This window comes from Winogradskyella sp. ECml5-4 (assembly GCF_036903175.1).
Lineage (GTDB): Bacteria > Bacteroidota > Bacteroidia > Flavobacteriales > Flavobacteriaceae > Winogradskyella > Winogradskyella damuponensis.
Genome location: NZ_JAYJLF010000007.1, coordinates 37,355 through 53,672, shown reverse-complemented (window position 1 = coordinate 53,672; position 16,318 = coordinate 37,355). Strand labels below are relative to the sequence as shown.

Annotated in this window: 10 protein-coding genes; 1 reads left to right on the top strand and 9 read right to left on the bottom strand. The window is 33.1% G+C overall.

Features of this window, described 5'->3' with window-relative positions; genetic code table 11:
* Positions 1–67: 67 nt before the first annotated feature.
* The 8 genes from VDP25_RS07800 to VDP25_RS07765 all read right to left on the bottom strand — a co-directional run bounded on the left by VDP25_RS07800 (position 68) and on the right by VDP25_RS07765 (position 12,021).
* Positions 68–2,545: an FG-GAP-like repeat-containing protein gene (locus VDP25_RS07800; RefSeq protein WP_334468482.1), complete on the bottom strand. Its 2,478-nt coding sequence runs from the start codon at positions 2,543–2,545 to the stop codon at positions 68–70.
* A 10-nt stretch (positions 2,546–2,555) separates the two neighbouring features.
* Complete coding sequence (locus VDP25_RS07795) at positions 2,556–3,920, bottom strand: SO2930 family diheme c-type cytochrome (RefSeq protein ID WP_334468480.1); 1,365 nt, start codon at positions 3,918–3,920, stop codon at positions 2,556–2,558.
* A 127-nt stretch (positions 3,921–4,047) separates the two neighbouring features.
* The gene (locus VDP25_RS07790) at positions 4,048–6,117 is read right to left on the bottom strand and encodes an HAD family hydrolase (RefSeq protein WP_334468478.1); all 2,070 of its coding nucleotides are present in this window, start codon (positions 6,115–6,117) and stop codon (positions 4,048–4,050) included.
* A gap of 32 nt (positions 6,118–6,149) precedes the next feature.
* Entirely contained in the window at positions 6,150–8,315 is a 2,166-nt protein-coding gene (locus tag VDP25_RS07785; RefSeq protein ID WP_215926202.1) for a prolyl oligopeptidase family serine peptidase, read from the bottom strand.
* A 196-nt stretch (positions 8,316–8,511) separates the two neighbouring features.
* The gene (locus VDP25_RS07780; RefSeq protein ID WP_334468476.1) at positions 8,512–9,501 is read right to left on the bottom strand and encodes an aspartate-semialdehyde dehydrogenase; all 990 of its coding nucleotides are present in this window, start codon (positions 9,499–9,501) and stop codon (positions 8,512–8,514) included.
* Positions 9,502–9,787: 286 nt separating this feature from the next.
* Positions 9,788–10,189, bottom strand: a complete 402-nt coding sequence (gene mscL, locus VDP25_RS07775; RefSeq protein ID WP_334468473.1) for a large conductance mechanosensitive channel protein MscL — start codon at positions 10,187–10,189, stop codon at positions 9,788–9,790.
* An 82-nt stretch (positions 10,190–10,271) separates the two neighbouring features.
* Positions 10,272–11,381, bottom strand: coding sequence for an alanine racemase (gene alr / locus VDP25_RS07770; RefSeq protein WP_334468471.1), 1,110 nt, complete (start codon positions 11,379–11,381; stop codon positions 10,272–10,274).
* Positions 11,374–12,021, bottom strand: a complete 648-nt coding sequence (locus tag VDP25_RS07765) for a thymidine kinase (RefSeq protein ID WP_215926194.1) — start codon at positions 12,019–12,021, stop codon at positions 11,374–11,376. The genes alr and VDP25_RS07765 overlap by 8 nt, the downstream gene beginning before the upstream one ends.
* Positions 12,022–12,113: 92 nt before the next feature.
* Between VDP25_RS07765 and VDP25_RS07760 the strand changes: the two genes are divergently transcribed.
* Positions 12,114–12,866 (top strand): hypothetical protein, encoded by a 753-nt coding sequence (locus tag VDP25_RS07760; RefSeq protein WP_334468468.1) that lies wholly within the window; start codon positions 12,114–12,116, stop codon positions 12,864–12,866.
* On the opposite strand, the gene VDP25_RS07755 is transcribed toward VDP25_RS07760, so the two are convergent.
* Positions 12,863–16,258 carry a DUF7933 domain-containing protein gene (locus VDP25_RS07755; RefSeq protein WP_334468466.1) on the bottom strand — a complete coding sequence of 1,132 codons (3,396 nt, stop codon included), beginning with the start codon at positions 16,256–16,258 and terminating at the stop codon, positions 12,863–12,865. The genes VDP25_RS07760 and VDP25_RS07755 overlap by 4 nt on opposite strands.
* Positions 16,259–16,318 lie beyond the last annotated feature (60 nt).

Sequence of the window (16,318 nt, the reverse complement as noted above, 5' to 3'; positions counted from 1 at the left end):
AAAAAGTAATTAGCATAAAAAAACCGCTTGATTTCTCAAACGGTTTTAAAATAATTATAGTCTTAAATTAGTTTTTTATAAATTTTCGTTTCATTGTTTTTCCTTCAGATTCTAATCTTAAAAAGTATATACCACTTGTTAGATTTGAAACATCTATGGTGTTTGACTTAAGTTTCATGTTAAGAACTCGTTTCCCATTCATATCAAAAACAGTTGCTATTTTGTTAATTACATCTGCAGATGTTTTAATTGTAAGCTTATTTTTAACAGGATTAGGATATATAGATACATCAGACAAAGTTTCGTCTTCAATACTTAAAGTAGAATCTTCTACTATAGTATGTGTTGTATTTATTTCTGGGTTAGCAATATAATCTACAATTCCAGACGGCCAGTAAATTGTAATGCTATTAATTGTTGTATCAGTACCAATACCAAAATGAGTATTTAACGAACTCATAAATTCAAAACCTTCGCCGCTTCTTACGTCTCTAATTTGTTTTCCTGATGGTGTTAGTATTTCCACTCTAGCACCAATACCATTAATATTGCTTTCTGTACCTACGGTATTGATTTTTATCCAATTATTAGCGTTGGCGTTATTAATGTGAATATTACCGCTGCGAAAAACGTCTAAAAAACCATCATTATTTGCATCTCCTATGGCACCACTTGGTGGCATATTAGAGTCATAGTTTGTAAATGTAAAATCACCATTATTAAATAAAATATCACCATTACTTAAGATGTCTACATAGCCATCATTATCAAAATCTGCAGGTGCATTTTCTATTCCCATTTGTGCATCTAAAACGCCAGAACCCGCTGTTACATCTGTAAATGTACCATCTCCATTATTACGCATTAATTTAGAGTATCCGTTAGTAGAACTACTTGCTCCAACATAAACATCCATATCACCATCGTTATCAAAATCGGCCCAAGCAGAAGACCATGTTTGTACGTTGTCTCCTAAATTAGAAGAATTATTATGTCCAACTCCTGGGTAGTTAGTATTGTACCAACCATTACTATCAGCAACATTTGTAAAGACACCGTTTCCGTCGTTTCTCCATAGCTCATTAGTGCTAATTGTTGTAGAACCACCTCTACATTTTGCGATAAATAAATCCATATCACGATCATTATCAAAATCTATCCAAACGGTTCCATAATTTCCACCTCCTGGTGTTAATCCTAGACCATTAGGTACCACTCCTGTACTTTGTCCTTGGTAGTAGTTTAAGTTTCCAGAACCATCGTTAATATAGTAGACATTGGCTTGTATATCGTGACAAACAAATGCATCTAAATGACCGTCATTATTAATATCTACAAAATTAGAACGTTGAGAGAAAATATCTTCAGGTCCCGAAATTTCGGTATATCCAGTGCCCGTTTCATTTGCTTTCATAAATGTGACTCCATTACCAGAGCCGTATAAAAGGTCATTGTAACCGTTGCGGTCAAAATCTCCAGCAGCTAAACTCCATGTTGGCAAATAGTTGGCGTTAGGTGTTGTGATATTTACGGCATTAAAACCTCCTGTGGTTAATTGGTAGTGTACATTGATGTTATTTGTGCTTACAGAAACAACATCATCTAAAAAGTCTCCGTTAAGATCAACTAAAGCAATATCATACGATCCTGTAGTATTGATTGTGTTAGCTGTGAAAGTTACAGGATAGCTAGATAAGTCAGTGCCAGTTGTAAAGCTTGTGGTTGTCCAAAGGCTATACCCTTCTGAGCCACAAATGGCTCTAACATAAATGATATAATCAGTCTCTTGTGTTAAGCCAGAGAAAGTGTAAGATACATTAGTGGTTGTTGTACCAGAAGTAGGAGGAGCGTCTGAAGCTAATTGTACAACTACTTCCCATGATGTTTCAGAATCTCCAACATTCCAATTGGCTTGAGCGCTACTAGCATTAACATTGCTCGCTGTTAAATTAAGTACACTAGGACATGCAGGAGGCTCAGAAGATATTATTGTTGGTGAATCCATACAAAAACCCCAGCCATAAGTTGTATTGTCATTATAATAAATACGGTATCTAAAGTTTTGTAATTGATTATTTGTAAAAGCAGTAATATCTAACAATTCACTTGTAAAAGTTGTACGTGGTCTATTACAAAAATTCGAACCTTGATTCGTGTTGTCTTCAATTGCATTACCCCAATTTGTCCATGTACTGTTATCTGCATCCCAATATTGTAATCTAAATTCTTCAGTACCAAAAATATTGTACACATATTGAAATGTGACTATAATTTCAGTTTCATCTGAGTTAAATGCAGAAGAAATATCAATTATTGGTGATTCAGCAGCGATATTATTATCTGATGTACCACCGGCATCGTCATCGTCAAAAGAAAATGAAGAAGAGTTCTCTGTTGGATTTTCATAAAAGAAAGCTACGTCGTAACTACCCGAAATACTCCAATTAGCGTTAGGCCAATTTGCCGATTGGTTTAATACTTGTGCTTTAGCAGTAAAACAAAACAAAGTACAAAGCAATGTGATAAGTAAAGTTTTTTTCATCATTAATTAGTTTTTAGTTGCAATCTATATTTAGGGAGTTTATCCATTCTTCGATGAGATTAACTCCTTCATTATGTCTTAAGCTTCTTCCAAGAAGTGGCATTCTTGTAGAGGGTTCTATTGAGTTTAGTCTATAGTGCAAAACAGAGTTTCTAGGATCGCCAGGCTCAACAATATGACCAAGATCTTCTCCAAGGTCTGTGTCTGGATCTACACAGACTCCAATGTTACTATAATCTTGAGTGTCATTAAATCCAAATCGCATAGGTCTATATGAGCAATGTGTTTCTTCTGAATGGCAGTGTGCACAATTAATATCTAAATAAGCTCTAACTCTTGATTCTAATGATTCAGAGTTATCACTGTAATTTGGTAAACGCGAAATTGTTTCCGGTAATGAATTGTCTAGATAACCCAAAGATACTAATTTATTGAGTTGATTTTCAGGTCCATCACTGTAATCATATTCCAAATTTAAGTTTCTTGGCTTTGGACCTATAGGTTCAGGTGTTTCTAATATTTTATGACATGTAAAACATTTGGCTTCAGAAGGAACTCTATATTGAACGGTATTTATTTCTCCATTTTCTTGCCATTGTAAATCAACATAGCTTCCATTAAGATCAAAAACAGCTTCATTTTGTGCTTCGTTCCATACATAACTAGCAAATACCCAACCTTCGTTTTTTCTAATCATTAAGCGTGTTTCAATGAGCTGTGTTTCGTTATTTGGAAGTACATTATCATAATAGAAATTTTTAATTAAAACGGCACCAACAGGGAAATCTAAAGAAACATCATCGCTAATATATGTTGCCTTTGTATTGTTTGGCAGCCATATAAATCGCTTCTTTTTTGCATAATCTGTAAATAAAACAGAGTTTAAATTATATGGAACAACTCCAAAGTTTGGGGTTAAATCCTTAAGGTCACCTTGAAAAAAGTTATATTCTGAAAGTGTTTGATATGGAACATTTTCTAAATCTAAAGTAATGTTTGATTCAGAAACGATAGTTATAGTTATGGTTTCTGTTTTACAATCACCCGAAACAGTACATATCGTATATTCAAAATTATCTACACCAATTTCATTAGGATTTGCTGTGTATTTTACAATATCATCACTTGGGTTATTAGGAGTATTGTTGTCAATTATAACAGCATTTCCTCTTGTGGGATTGCTTATTGTTAGTTGGCCACTTGAGGGAATATTAGAATCATTTGAAAAAATAAAAATTTCTGCTTCTGAGTTTTGAACTATAGTTAAGGCATCTGAAGTTGTTTCTATACTTAAGGGCGTTAGATTATCATCTGTACCACATGAAAACATGATAAGAATTGAAAATAAACCGAAAAATTTAGTGTAGTTTTTTTTCATGTATTAACCCTATATTATTAATAAGACAATCAACTTTGCTAAAACCCTACCTTTTAGATAAAAAAATAGGATTAAATCTAATATTTATTTAGTCAAATCGTTAATAATTTAAAAAAACGTTTATGACTTATTTGAAAACATTGTACTTTAAAAGAAAAAACCGATTCAATACTTTAAATCTAACGTATTTATTGAATTTAAAATACAGGTAAATAAGGTACATAGGTACAAAGAATGCGACTAATTTATTCTTTTTGTATAGCGCGGGTTTTAACTTTACTAAATACCTAAAGTACTTTTCTGGGGTCATTAAAAAGCTAATGGCATATTTTATTGGATTTTCAATTTTTGGAGCTTTATAAGTAATTCCAACTTGGTTATCTCCTACATTTTGATAAAACCCATGACTTAAAGTGTCTAAAAACTTTAATTTTTTTGTGTTTTGAAACAAACCAACTTTAAGGGCCATTTTAGACATTGAGTTTTGCATATTCTCTTCAGAGTAACATAACGTGTCTAAGCGTTCTAAAAGTTTTTTATGCAAACCAAACATTTCTTCTTGGTGTGCTTTTATATGGTTATCATACAACCATTTTTCTTCGGGTTTATGGTATTCTAAGGTATAGTCTTTTGCCTCTAAACTATAACCCAAGGCGCTTCCATGGTCTGCAGCAGAAAATTGCTCATAGAGTTGCATATTTGCCATTATAATGCTGTCATTATAATCTGTATATGGTAATAATGAAAAATTAAGCCCGTAACGCTGTGTTTTTGGTTGAATATCATAGATTTCGCCTAGTCCAAGATAAAAACCTGTAACAGGAATTTTATAATCAAAAAACTTGTAAATAGCCTCTTGCATTGTACCTCCCCAACCAATATCTACAAGGGCAATACCATTGGCTTCTATATCAGAATTAAAAGAGTTTATATAAGTTTTAAATGCCTCGTGATTTGCACGTCTATGCGTATCATAATACGTTTTAAACGTAGTGTTCTCTTTTAATTTTTGAAAATTAGAAGATGTAAAAAAGCCTTCAATAGTCGTTTTACTTTCTATGTTTAGTTCAGATACGATTTGAGTTTTTAAATCATCAGGGCAGTTAACAGCCGTTAAAAAATCAGCAACAGAAAGATTGCTGTATTTTTTTCTTAGATAACCAAATTCTTCAGATTCTAGATCCTTTAATGCAATTTGAAGTGATGCTTGTCGAGATATTTTTAAATAATGCGTATTAATTTTTTTGCTCTTATCGATAAGGGCAAATTCTTGATAAGAATCAAATAGTTTTTTTAAATATTGGCCTTCTCGAGACAAAAAGAATAAATCTTTAAGACCTTTTCTTTTTGCAGTTTCATACATGCGCTCAATAAACGTATGATAAAATACAATATACTCTGTGTAAGGGATTGCAGACGCTTTTTTACAGGTTTTGTACACATCATTAATGATGCTGTTTAAGTGTTTTTTATCGTTTCCAAAATTATTGCGTTTATTTTGCTTTAAGTATTTTTTATGTGGTAGTTGGAAGGCATTAAGTCCCTGTTTTATGGCATTGGTATAATCGCTTCTTAAATTATCTCCAATCATCATTACATGCTTTGCTTCAATAGCTAAGTCTGAAAGAATAGGACCGTAAATTGTTCCTTTATGTTTGCTTTTTTCTAATTCGGCAGAACTATAAATACCATCAAAGATATCTATGATGCCATGATGCGTTAATAATTTTTCGAAAAGCGTTTTTGAACCATAAAAATCTGAAACTAAATATACTTTTCCTCCATTAGCTTTAAAGTTTTTTAGCGTATCTAATACCTCTTGATTTAAATACTGAACACTTGCTTCTGCTCTTGCATCAGCAGCTTCAAAAAGAGACAGAAAATCGTCTTTTGTATCTATTGAGACGATATCTGCATTTATAAGGCGTTTACAAATTTCTTCTTTTAAAGCTTCGTAAGGAATTTCAACATCTTCTTTGCCTAAGGTTTCAATAAGATAGTTAACAGATGCTTGCCTTGTAAAATAAAGCTCGTCAATAGAAGTGGATAAGCCCAATTCTCTAATCATAAGTTTTGCCCAAATACGTTGTGTATAATTGGGGTGCACTTTTCTGTGAACAATAGTATCGTAATAGTCAGTAAAAAGAAATTTTATATGCTTTTCTTTAAGTTGACTTTGAAGTTGGTTAAGTGACAAATGATTTAATTTGGTTAATATCTAAAAACGTGTTACCCTTTTATTTTTTCTTCAATTTTGGTTGGTAAGACTTCAAATCCCATATTATAAAGTGTAAAACCAAAAATATCGGCATATTGTTCAATGGTTTTGCTTACAGGTGTACCAGCTCCGTGGCCAGCATCTGTTTCTATTCTTATAAGTGTTGGATTGTTACCTGTTTGTTTGCTTTGTAATTCGGCTGCAAATTTAAAACTGTGTGCAGGTACCACACGATCATCATGATCTCCAGTAGTTACCATTGTTGCAGGATATTCTACACCTTCTTTTACATTGTGAACTGGCGAATACCCTTTAAGATAGTTAAACATTTCTTTACTGTCTTCTGCGGTTCCGTAATCGTAAGCCCAACCAGCACCAGCAGTAAATGTATGGTAACGTAACATGTCTAAAACACCAACAGCAGGTAGTGCTACTTTCATTAATTTTGGGCGTTGTGTCATAGTTGCTCCAACTAATAAACCTCCGTTAGAGCCACCTCTTATGGCTAAGTAGTCTGAAGAGGTGTATTTTTCTGAAATTAAATATTCTGCCGCAGCAATAAAATCATCAAACACATTTTGTTTTTGAAGTTTAGTACCTGCATCGTGCCATGCTTTTCCGTATTCGCCACCACCTCTTAAGTTTGGCACAGCATAAATTCCGCCTTGCTCCATCCATACGGCGTTTGCAATACTAAAACTAGGAGTTAAGCTGATATTAAATCCGCCATAACCATAAAGAATTGTTGGATTTTTACCATTGAGATTTATTCCTTTTTTGTGCGTAATAATCATTGGTATTTTAGTGCCATCTTTAGATGTGTAAAATACTTGTTTGCTTTGGTAGTCTTCTGGGTTAAAATCGATACTTGGTTTTTTATACAATTCTGAAGTACCATTTTCTATATCATACTTATAGATGCTTCCTGGCGTTACATAATTAGTAAATGAATAGTATAATTCTTTGTCTTCTTTCTTTGCGCTAAAGCCACTAACAGTTCCTACACCAGGTAATTCAATCTCTCTAATTAGTTTGCCATCATAATCGTACTGAAATACTTTAGATACCGCATCTACCATATAATTAGCGAAAAAGTAACCGCCTCCTGTTGATGGACTAAGTACATTATCAGTTTCAGGAATAAAATCTACCCAATTTTCAGGACTTGGATTTGAAGCATCAACAGTTACTATTTTTTGATTTGGTGCATCCAAGTTTGTCATAATATATAATTTAGAACCTACATTTTCTATAATGTTAGAATCTGAATTTGTATGACCTAATATTTCAACTAATGGTGCATTTGGAATCGATAGGTTTTTGATATAAAGTTTGTTTCCTGACGTTGAAACTCTAGGAGTAATCACTAAATACTGATTGTCTTCAGTAACATTGGCATATATATAACGGTGTTTTTGCTCTGAAGTTCCTCCATAAATAAGTTGATCTTCAGATTGCTTTGTGCCCAATTTGTGATAATAAACTTTATGTTGATCTGTTTTTGCAGACAACTCACTACCTTTTGGTTTGTCGTAGCTAGAGTAGTAGAAGCCTTCGTTTTTGTACCAAGACATCCCACTAAATTTTATATCTACTAAAGTGTCTTCTACAATTTCCTTAGTTTCTGTATTCATTACTAAAATCTTTCTCCAATCACTTCCTCCTTCAGAAATAGCATAAGCTAGTGTCTTGCCATCTTTTGAAAAACTAGTACCTCCTAAAGAAATTGTACCATCTTCTTTAAATGTGTTGGGATCTAAGAATACTTCAGCAGTACTTGGGTCTGCATCCGTTTTATATCTATAAATGACATATTGGTTTTGTAAACCGTCATTTTTATAAAAATAGGTATAATCACCTTCTTTAAATGGAGATCCAATTTTTTCGTAATTCCAAAGTTTAGTGAGGCGTTCTTTTAATTCTTCCCTGTAGGGAATGTTGTCTAAATACCCAAACGTAGTTTCATTTTGAGATTTTACCCAAGCTTCAGTTTCTTTGCTTCTGTCATCTTCTAGCCAACGATAAGGGTCTGATACAGTTTCGCCAAAAATAGTGTCTGTAACGACAATTTTATTAGTTTTAGGATAATCTACAGTAATTGTTTTCAAAGCTTCGGTTTCGTTTTTACATGAAACAAAAATACTCAGTACTAAAGCAACGAGAAGTAATTTTTTCATAATTAGTTTTTTTTGAAATAAACAGCATTTACTTCAAATATAAGACTTTCGTTATTTGACTGATGTCAAAAAACTAAAAACTTAAGGATGAAATGGAGGGCAATATAGAGACTATAACAACTAACTAAATAATTAATTAGTTGAAATACACAAATTAATCGCCATTTTGAAAAATCTACAACTGTGCTAAGTCGCTTTATACTAAAGCATTATCGATAAGAAATTCTGCTATTTGTACAGTATTGGTGGCCGCACCTTTTCTAAGGTTGTCACTTACAACCCACATATTTAAAGTATTAGGTTGTGACCCGTCTCTTCTTAAACGACCAACAAAAACATCATCTTTACCGTTAGCATACATTGGCATAGGGTATGAATTAGTTTCTAAATTATCTTGAATTGTAATGCCATCTGTAGCATTGAGAAGTTGTCTTACTTCTGCAATATCAAAATCATTTTGAAACTCTACATTTATAGATTCACTATGTCCTCCTGCAGTTGGGATTCTTACAGCAGTTGCAGTTACGGCAATTGTACGGTCATTTAATATTTTTTGAGTCTCATTAACCAGCTTCATTTCTTCTTTAGTGTAGCCGTTATCTTCAAAAACATCGCAATGTGGAATGGCGTTTTTATGAATTGGGTAAGGATAAGCCATGTCTCCTTTTTTACCTGAGATTTCATTTTCCATCTGTTCTACGGCTTTAACGCCTGTACCAGAAACGGATTGATACGTAGAAACAACAATACGCTTAATTTTATAGTTTTTATGAAGTGGAGCTAATGCCATAACCATTTGTATGGTAGAACAATTAGGGTTGGCAATAATCTTATCTGTTTTAGTTAGCTCTTTAGCATTTATTTCAGGAACAACTAATTTCTTTGTTTGATCCATTCTCCAAGCTGAAGAATTATCGATAACTGTTGTTCCAACTTCTGCAAATTTTGGAGCCCATTCTAAAGACGTAGAACCTCCTGCAGAAAAAAGTGCAATATCTGGTTTTGCTTCAATAGCTGTTGGAATACTTATCACAGAGATATCTTTTCCTTTGAATGTAATTTTTTTGCCAACAGAACGTTCCGATGCTACTAATAATAATTCATCTAAAGGAAAATTACGCTCTTCTAATACTTTGAGCATTACATTACCTACCAAACCTGTTGCACCTACAATTGCTACTTTCATGTGTCTGAATTTATTGTTTTCCAAAGGTCACACGTTACTCGCTATATATTATTCCCTTAGGTAATAGCGTTTTTAACATGCTCATTTCGTGAGTTTAAATTTATAATATCAAAATTATAGCTTTTGTTTAATTAAATCAGTCAATTTAGTCTTAAATATGTGATAAAAATTGCGCTTATATTTTATTGATTTTGCAATAACTAAGGTTTATATAAAAAGAAAAACCCAGGCTTTTTAGCCTGGGTTTAGTTAAAAATAATAGTGTAGCGATGACGCTATACGTGTTTTATTTTTTTAATGAATCTCTGATTTCTATTAATAAATCAACTTCAGATGGTCCTGCAGGTGCCTCAGGTGCAGGTTCTTCTTTCTTCTTCATTTTATTTACTCCTTTTACTACAAGGAACATTACAAATGCGACAATGATAAAGTCAATAACATTAGTTAAAAATGTACCGTATTCTAAGAAAACGTCTCCAACTATTTCACCAGCATCATTTAATGTGCCTTCTTTTAACTGGTATCTTAATGCTTTAAAGTCTGAGTCGAAAATCATACCAATTAATGGAGAAACAATACCTCCTGTAAATGCAGTAACCACCTCTTTAAAAGCAGCACCCATTACAAAACCAACGGCAATGTCTATAAGGTTGCCCTTCATTGCAAATTCTTTAAATTCTTTTAACATAATTCGTGTTTTTTAATAGTTAGTTAATATGTTGATAAGACCCTAAGTTAGTTAAAAAAGTCACATTATGTTAAAAAAAAAGTTATTCAGGCAGAAAAACCCGTTTTACACGTTGTGATATGGCAGTTAAAATTTCATAAGAAATTGTATGTGCTGATTCTGCTAAGTTACTTGCAGTATAGGTAGCATCGAAAATAATAACCTCATCTCCTTCTTTACAATTAATGTCTGTAATGTTTACCATAATCATATCCATACAAACATTACCAATTATTGGTGCTTTTTTACCATTTATAAAAACATAACCATTTTCATTTCCATAAATACGGCTTATACCATCTGCATGACCAATGGGTATGGTTGCTGTTTTTTCGTGTCCTTTAGACGTGTATGCTCTATTATAACCTACGGTTTCTCCTTTTTCAATCTCATGAATTTGAGAAATTACTGATTTTAAACTCGCAATGGGTTTAAGGTTTTTGTCTTCTTCAGCAGAATTTCCAAAACCATAGAGTCCAATGCCGGAGCGTACCATGTTAAAATGAGCTTCAGGGTAATTGATAACACCAGAAGTATTACAAAGATGTAGCCAAGGTTTAATACCTGATTTTTCTTCAAATATTTTAGCAATAGTTTTAAATCTTTCGATTTGTAGCTTAGAAAAATCTAATTCATTAGCGTCTTCACTCGCTACTAAATGAGAGAATATAGATTTTACTTTTACAACTGAGGTCTTTTGAAGTGTTGAAACAATAGTTTCAATATCATTTTCTTTAAAGCCAAGTCGATTTAAACCTGTATTAAATTTTATATGAACAGGATAGTTGTTTTGAGATAGTGCTTCGGCAGTTTTTATAAATTCATTTAAAACATGAGGACTATAAATACTTGGTTCTAAACAGTGCTCTATAAGTATTTTGAAATTTATAGATTGTGGATGAAGGACTAAAATGGGTGTTGTTATTCCTGCATCTCTTAAGGCAATACCTTCATTTATATAAGCGACAGCAAAATAATCTATGTTTAATTTTTGAAGATGCTTTGCAATTTCTACAGAATCACTTCCATAAGCAAAGGCTTTAACCACGGCTAAAAATTTAGTTTGTGGTTGTAATTTTGATTTTAAGTAGTTGAAATTATGAGTAAGTGCACTTAAATCAATTTCAAGAACGGTTTCTAGAGCTTTAGGCATTCCGATTTTGGTCTTTAGAGTCTATTTCTTCAGCATCGTTTACCTTTAATAATCTTACTTTATCGCGTTGCATACTCTTATAATAGGCCGCTCTGCTTAAAGGTTCATATTCATCAACCTCACCAAGTAAAACGAGATCGTCACTTAGAGCTTTTCTGTAACTGTATTGTGCTAAATTTCCTGTTTTTGTACAAACGGCATGTACTTTAGTAACATACTCTGCCGTTGCCATTAAGTTTGGCATTGGTCCAAACGGATTACCTTTAAAATCCATATCTAAACCAGCCACAATAACACGAATACCTTTGTTGGCTAAATCGTTACAAATTCTTACAATTTCATCATCAAAGAATTGTGCTTCGTCAATGCCAACCACATCGCAGCCATCTGCTAAAATTGGAATATTAGCAGCAGCAGGTACAGGAGTAGAGCGGATTTCATTAGCATCGTGAGAAACTACCATTTCTTCATCGTAACGTACATCTACAGCAGGCTTAAAAATTTCTACTTTTTGTTTTGCAAATTGCGCACGTTTTAAGCGTCGGATTAATTCTTCGGTCTTACCTGAGAACATGGATCCGCAGATGACTTCAATCCACCCAAATTGTTCTTTCTGATTTACTGTATTTTCGAGAAACATTTTGTAATTTTAGCACTAAATGAAGTCGGACTTCGTTTTTTTATAAAGGTCTCGCAAATTTATTAAAAATCAAAAGTAAAACTCAGGAAAAGATGAAAAAGAAATTAGAATCAGAATTAGTTAGTATTGCACATAGGATTCTGAAACTGACAGGTAGAGAAGATATAGATCAATTACACAAGGAAGTCTCTGTACTTTACGAAAAATTGACTGTTTTAAAATTTGCTCAAGAAAATTTTGAGGATAAAATGCCAACTATTGGTCACGACTCTTCATTCTTTGATATGTTGGATACAGCTTTTAATAATAAGGTGAGTGACAATGTTGAAGTTGAAGATAGAACTTACATTAATTTAGATGAGGTTGAAGATGATGGTATTATGGAACCTGTGATGACAAAAATAAAGGATATGTTTGAACATATGCCTAAAGAAACTGAGCCGGTAGATACCTTATTAAAGAATGCTTTACCAGAAGATATAGAAACTTCATCGTCAACAGAATTTGAATCTATTACATCTGGTTTTGAAGATATTCCAGAATTTGAACCTATTGAAGAGGCTCAAAAACGTGAAGCCGAATCAGAAAAAAAATCCCTTAATGATAAACTTAAAGGAAAGCGTTTAAATATAGGTCTCAATGATAAATTAGCCTTTATTAAACATTTATTTGAGGGTAGAAACGAAGATTACGATCGTGTAATTTCTCAAATAAATACAACAAATTCTTTGAGTGAAGCACGAACGCTAATTTTAGAAATGGTAAAGCCAGATTATAATAATTGGGAAGGTAAAGAAGAATACGAAGAGCGTTTTATAGAGCTTGTAGAAGGCCGTTTTAATTAATAATTTAAATAAACATAGCCCACAAAAGCATCATCAAAACCATTAATTTCTAAAATATAGAAATACGTACCAACGGGTAGTAATTTTGAACTTTGTAAGAGTCCCATATTAGCTTTACCACTCCAAGTATTCAAATAGTTTTTGGCTTCGTAAATTTGCGTGCCGTAACGGTTGAATATTTTAAGAGTGTTTTCGGGATAATTCTCTATGCAAGGAATAAAAAACACATCATTTTTTCCATCGTTATTAGGGGAAATACCTTCAGAAATTGATAAACAATTAGAAATTTCTACAGTAGCATTATCTTCATTATTTGTAAGATCTCTATCGGGTTCATTAACGCTATTTAATCTTGCAACATTAGTTAAATTTTCTGAAGAGACCACTTTAGCCGTTAAGGTTAACGTTTCAAAATTATTGGCATCAAGGTTGGGGATATTCCATATAAAAGTTGTGTCATCAAAAACACCAGAACTAGTGATTGCAGAAACAAATTCATAACCTTGCGGTAAGGTATCAATGACTTCAATTAAAGTGGCGGTTGTAGTTCCTAAGTTTGTCGCTGTAATGGAGAAATCAACATGTTGCCCCAAAACAGCTTCGGTAGGTAACGCGGTTTTAATGATTTCAATATCAATATCAGAGGTGTCAATAATAACATTAAGTGTCGCATTGGTTTGAGATGTATCTATGTTATTGTTGTTTGTGAAATTCAGAAAATTATTAAGATAAGTACCTGCAATTTCAGAAGTCACTAAAACTGAGAATGTGCAACTCACAACGCCTTCTGGAAAGACCAAATTTTCTATACCAACAAATGTATCATTAGTGGTTCCTATAAATGTTGCTGTACAACCGTTAGCTTGAATCCAATTAGGCGCACTTAAAAGTGTTACTCCATTTGGTAAATTATCGGTAAATGAAATATGACTTTGTGTAGGGTTATTCGCTACATTAAAAACAGTAAATGTTAATTCGCTTTCACCTCCCTCGATAATCACCTCTGGCGTAAATGATTTTTGTAAAACAGGCGCAATGACTAGAACGCTATTAATAGAAATATTAGATTCTGGTGTTAATTCTTGGTTGTTTGTAGGGTCAGGAATGGCTTCTGCAATATTATTAAAAGCGCCACCAACACTAGGCGCAGTGACAGGAATACTAACTCTAACGGTAGAGCCCGCTTCCATTGTAGGAATGGTTCCTGATATAAAATTACCAACAGTATTAAAGTTAGTAATGCAAGTTGCATTTCCAGAGGTAACTGTACAGGTTGGGTTTCCGACAATAGTAAAAATAGGATTAACAGTGTTTTCGAAAATAACATCTATAGCATCAGCACTTGTAGTACTATTACTAATATCTACAATCCAATTAAAGGTTTGATTGACGTCGACTTGAGTAAACTCAGGATAGGTTTGCACTATTAAATCTAAACATTTTGCAAAATATGTATTTACAGAATCTGAATTATTCTCTGGGCTAGTGTCCTCTAAATCATTTGCAAAATTTACGCTGACCATATTGGTTCCTATCATTGGGGCTGGCGAACATTCTAACATCCAATCTATGGTTACATTAAAGCTTACCGAGCTATTTGGAGGTAATGCCCAATTCTCTTCTGGCGTAATTTCCCAAAAAATAATAAGTTCTCCATTTTCAGAGCTACCATCTAAAGGAATTCCGATATTAGCATTTTCAATGTTAAAACAAGAAGCTGTTCCTGTTGTAGCAACGCATTCTACATTTGTTAATATTGCAGATATTTCAGGATCGTCATCACCTATTGTGGGCATATAATCTTGTAATTCAATAATTGCATCTTCTTCACTGGCATTTGTAACTGTAATTTCATAGGTTACCAAACCCCAAGCAGCTGTGTTTTGAGGAGAACTTCCTATAGGTAATTCTGGACTTATTTGTGTTTTAGTAACATGTAAATCTATTGAATCTTCACTATCACATGGTTCTACAGAAGGCAAAAGTAGTTGGTTAGAGAAAAAATTATTATTAGGATTAGAGTCTACCAATTGATTATCTAAAATATTAGTTGCGCTTCGTATTACGGCTACAATTCCGGTGGTACTATCGTTACATTCGGGTTCTAAATAACTCAAAACTGTTTCAATAGTTATCGTCGTATTGGGTTGCAAAACAAAATCATTACTCACCCATATTTGATTACCTATATTTAATGAGAAGTCATTGCAGGTAACAGGTCCGGTTGTCCCTAAGCAAGTAAGCGAACTTATACTCCAATCTAAAGGAGATAAGTTTTGAAAAAAGAAACGCATAGGTGTAGCTGCAGGACCGTTATTGCAGACCGTTGTTATAAAAGTAATGTCTTGCCCATAATCTAAACTTTCAGAAATATCTGGATTTGTTTGTGTTGTTTCAATACAAAGATCTGTTTCTGGGCAAAGTTCTGCCAAAAGGAGTTCTGTGGTTACGTCGTTTGAGTTAACAACAGCAGTATTAGCCGAATTTAATAGAATCGTAATATTGCTGTCAACAGTAATAGGCATTGGATTTGGTGAACAAGATAGATTTGTATATCTGTAAATCATTTCAAAGGTTATACTGCCTCCTGATGTGATATTAATTGCATTATTAAAAGTAAATAATGAGTTAGCAGATTGAATAACACTTGAACTTCCTGCAACATCAGTTAAATCTGGACATAGTGTTCCGTTTGTAGAGTTAATACAAGCTAGCGAGATAAACTCTGCAAAAGGCTGTCCGTTAATAGAAGGAGAACTTAGGTTTAAGTTGCCAATAATAGTAGAAACAGGAAAGTCAATATCACTATTGTTAGTAATGGTAAATTGATAGGTTACTGAATCTCCCCAAGCATTAATTGCTGTGCCTTCCAAAGGATTGATTTGCGTGTGTGTTATCGAAAAATCAATTATAACATCTAATACATCAATAGATATTATGGCTTGATTATTACTTGTGTTAATGTCTTGAGTATTTGTGGGCGGGCTCACAGTACCATTTGCAGTAATACCACCCAAATTAGTTGGTGCTGTTACCAAAACAAGTAATTCTACACTGGCGTTATTGGGCATTGTCGCAATGGAGGCTGTTAAAACATTATCTGTAATATCAATGTTAGAAAAATCCGAAGCTCCAGCATTATTGTTCTGAGAATTATAGGAAATGATTGAAAGGTCAGTATCAAAATTTATGGAAATACTTGCATTATCAACAGTGTTTCCTGAGTTTAAAACGGTTACTACATACTGAAAGTCTTCATAAATATCCACTTGAGATATCGCAGTACCACTTAAGTTTTGTGCTTCAATAGCAATAGACAAATCTGTAGTTTGGCTATATGCTTGCATACAGAATAGAAATAAAAACAATAAGCGGAATTGTTTTCCAACCATAAAATAGTAGTTTTGATTAATGCAGTGAGAAAATAAATAATCTCAATAATATAACAAGCA

What these genes read in the sequence shown, in the direction of transcription:
- VDP25_RS07765 (WP_215926194.1), bottom strand. Translation starts at nt 12,021, where the DNA reads ATGTTTCTCGAAAATACAGTAAATCAGAAAGAACAATTTGGGTGGATT.
- VDP25_RS07760 (WP_334468468.1), top strand. Translation starts at nt 12,114, where the DNA reads ATGAAAAAGAAATTAGAATCAGAATTAGTTAGTATTGCACATAGGATT.
- VDP25_RS07780 (WP_334468476.1), bottom strand. Translation starts at nt 9,501, where the DNA reads ATGAAAGTAGCAATTGTAGGTGCAACAGGTTTGGTAGGTAATGTAATG.
- VDP25_RS07795 (WP_334468480.1), bottom strand. Translation starts at nt 3,920, where the DNA reads ATGAAAAAAAACTACACTAAATTTTTCGGTTTATTTTCAATTCTTATC.
- VDP25_RS07785 (WP_215926202.1), bottom strand. Translation starts at nt 8,315, where the DNA reads ATGAAAAAATTACTTCTCGTTGCTTTAGTACTGAGTATTTTTGTTTCA.
- VDP25_RS07755 (WP_334468466.1), bottom strand. Translation starts at nt 16,258, where the DNA reads ATGGTTGGAAAACAATTCCGCTTATTGTTTTTATTTCTATTCTGTATG.
- alr (WP_334468471.1), bottom strand. Translation starts at nt 11,381, where the DNA reads ATGCCTAAAGCTCTAGAAACCGTTCTTGAAATTGATTTAAGTGCACTT.
- VDP25_RS07800 (WP_334468482.1), bottom strand. Translation starts at nt 2,545, where the DNA reads ATGATGAAAAAAACTTTACTTATCACATTGCTTTGTACTTTGTTTTGT.
- mscL (WP_334468473.1), bottom strand. Translation starts at nt 10,189, where the DNA reads ATGTTAAAAGAATTTAAAGAATTTGCAATGAAGGGCAACCTTATAGAC.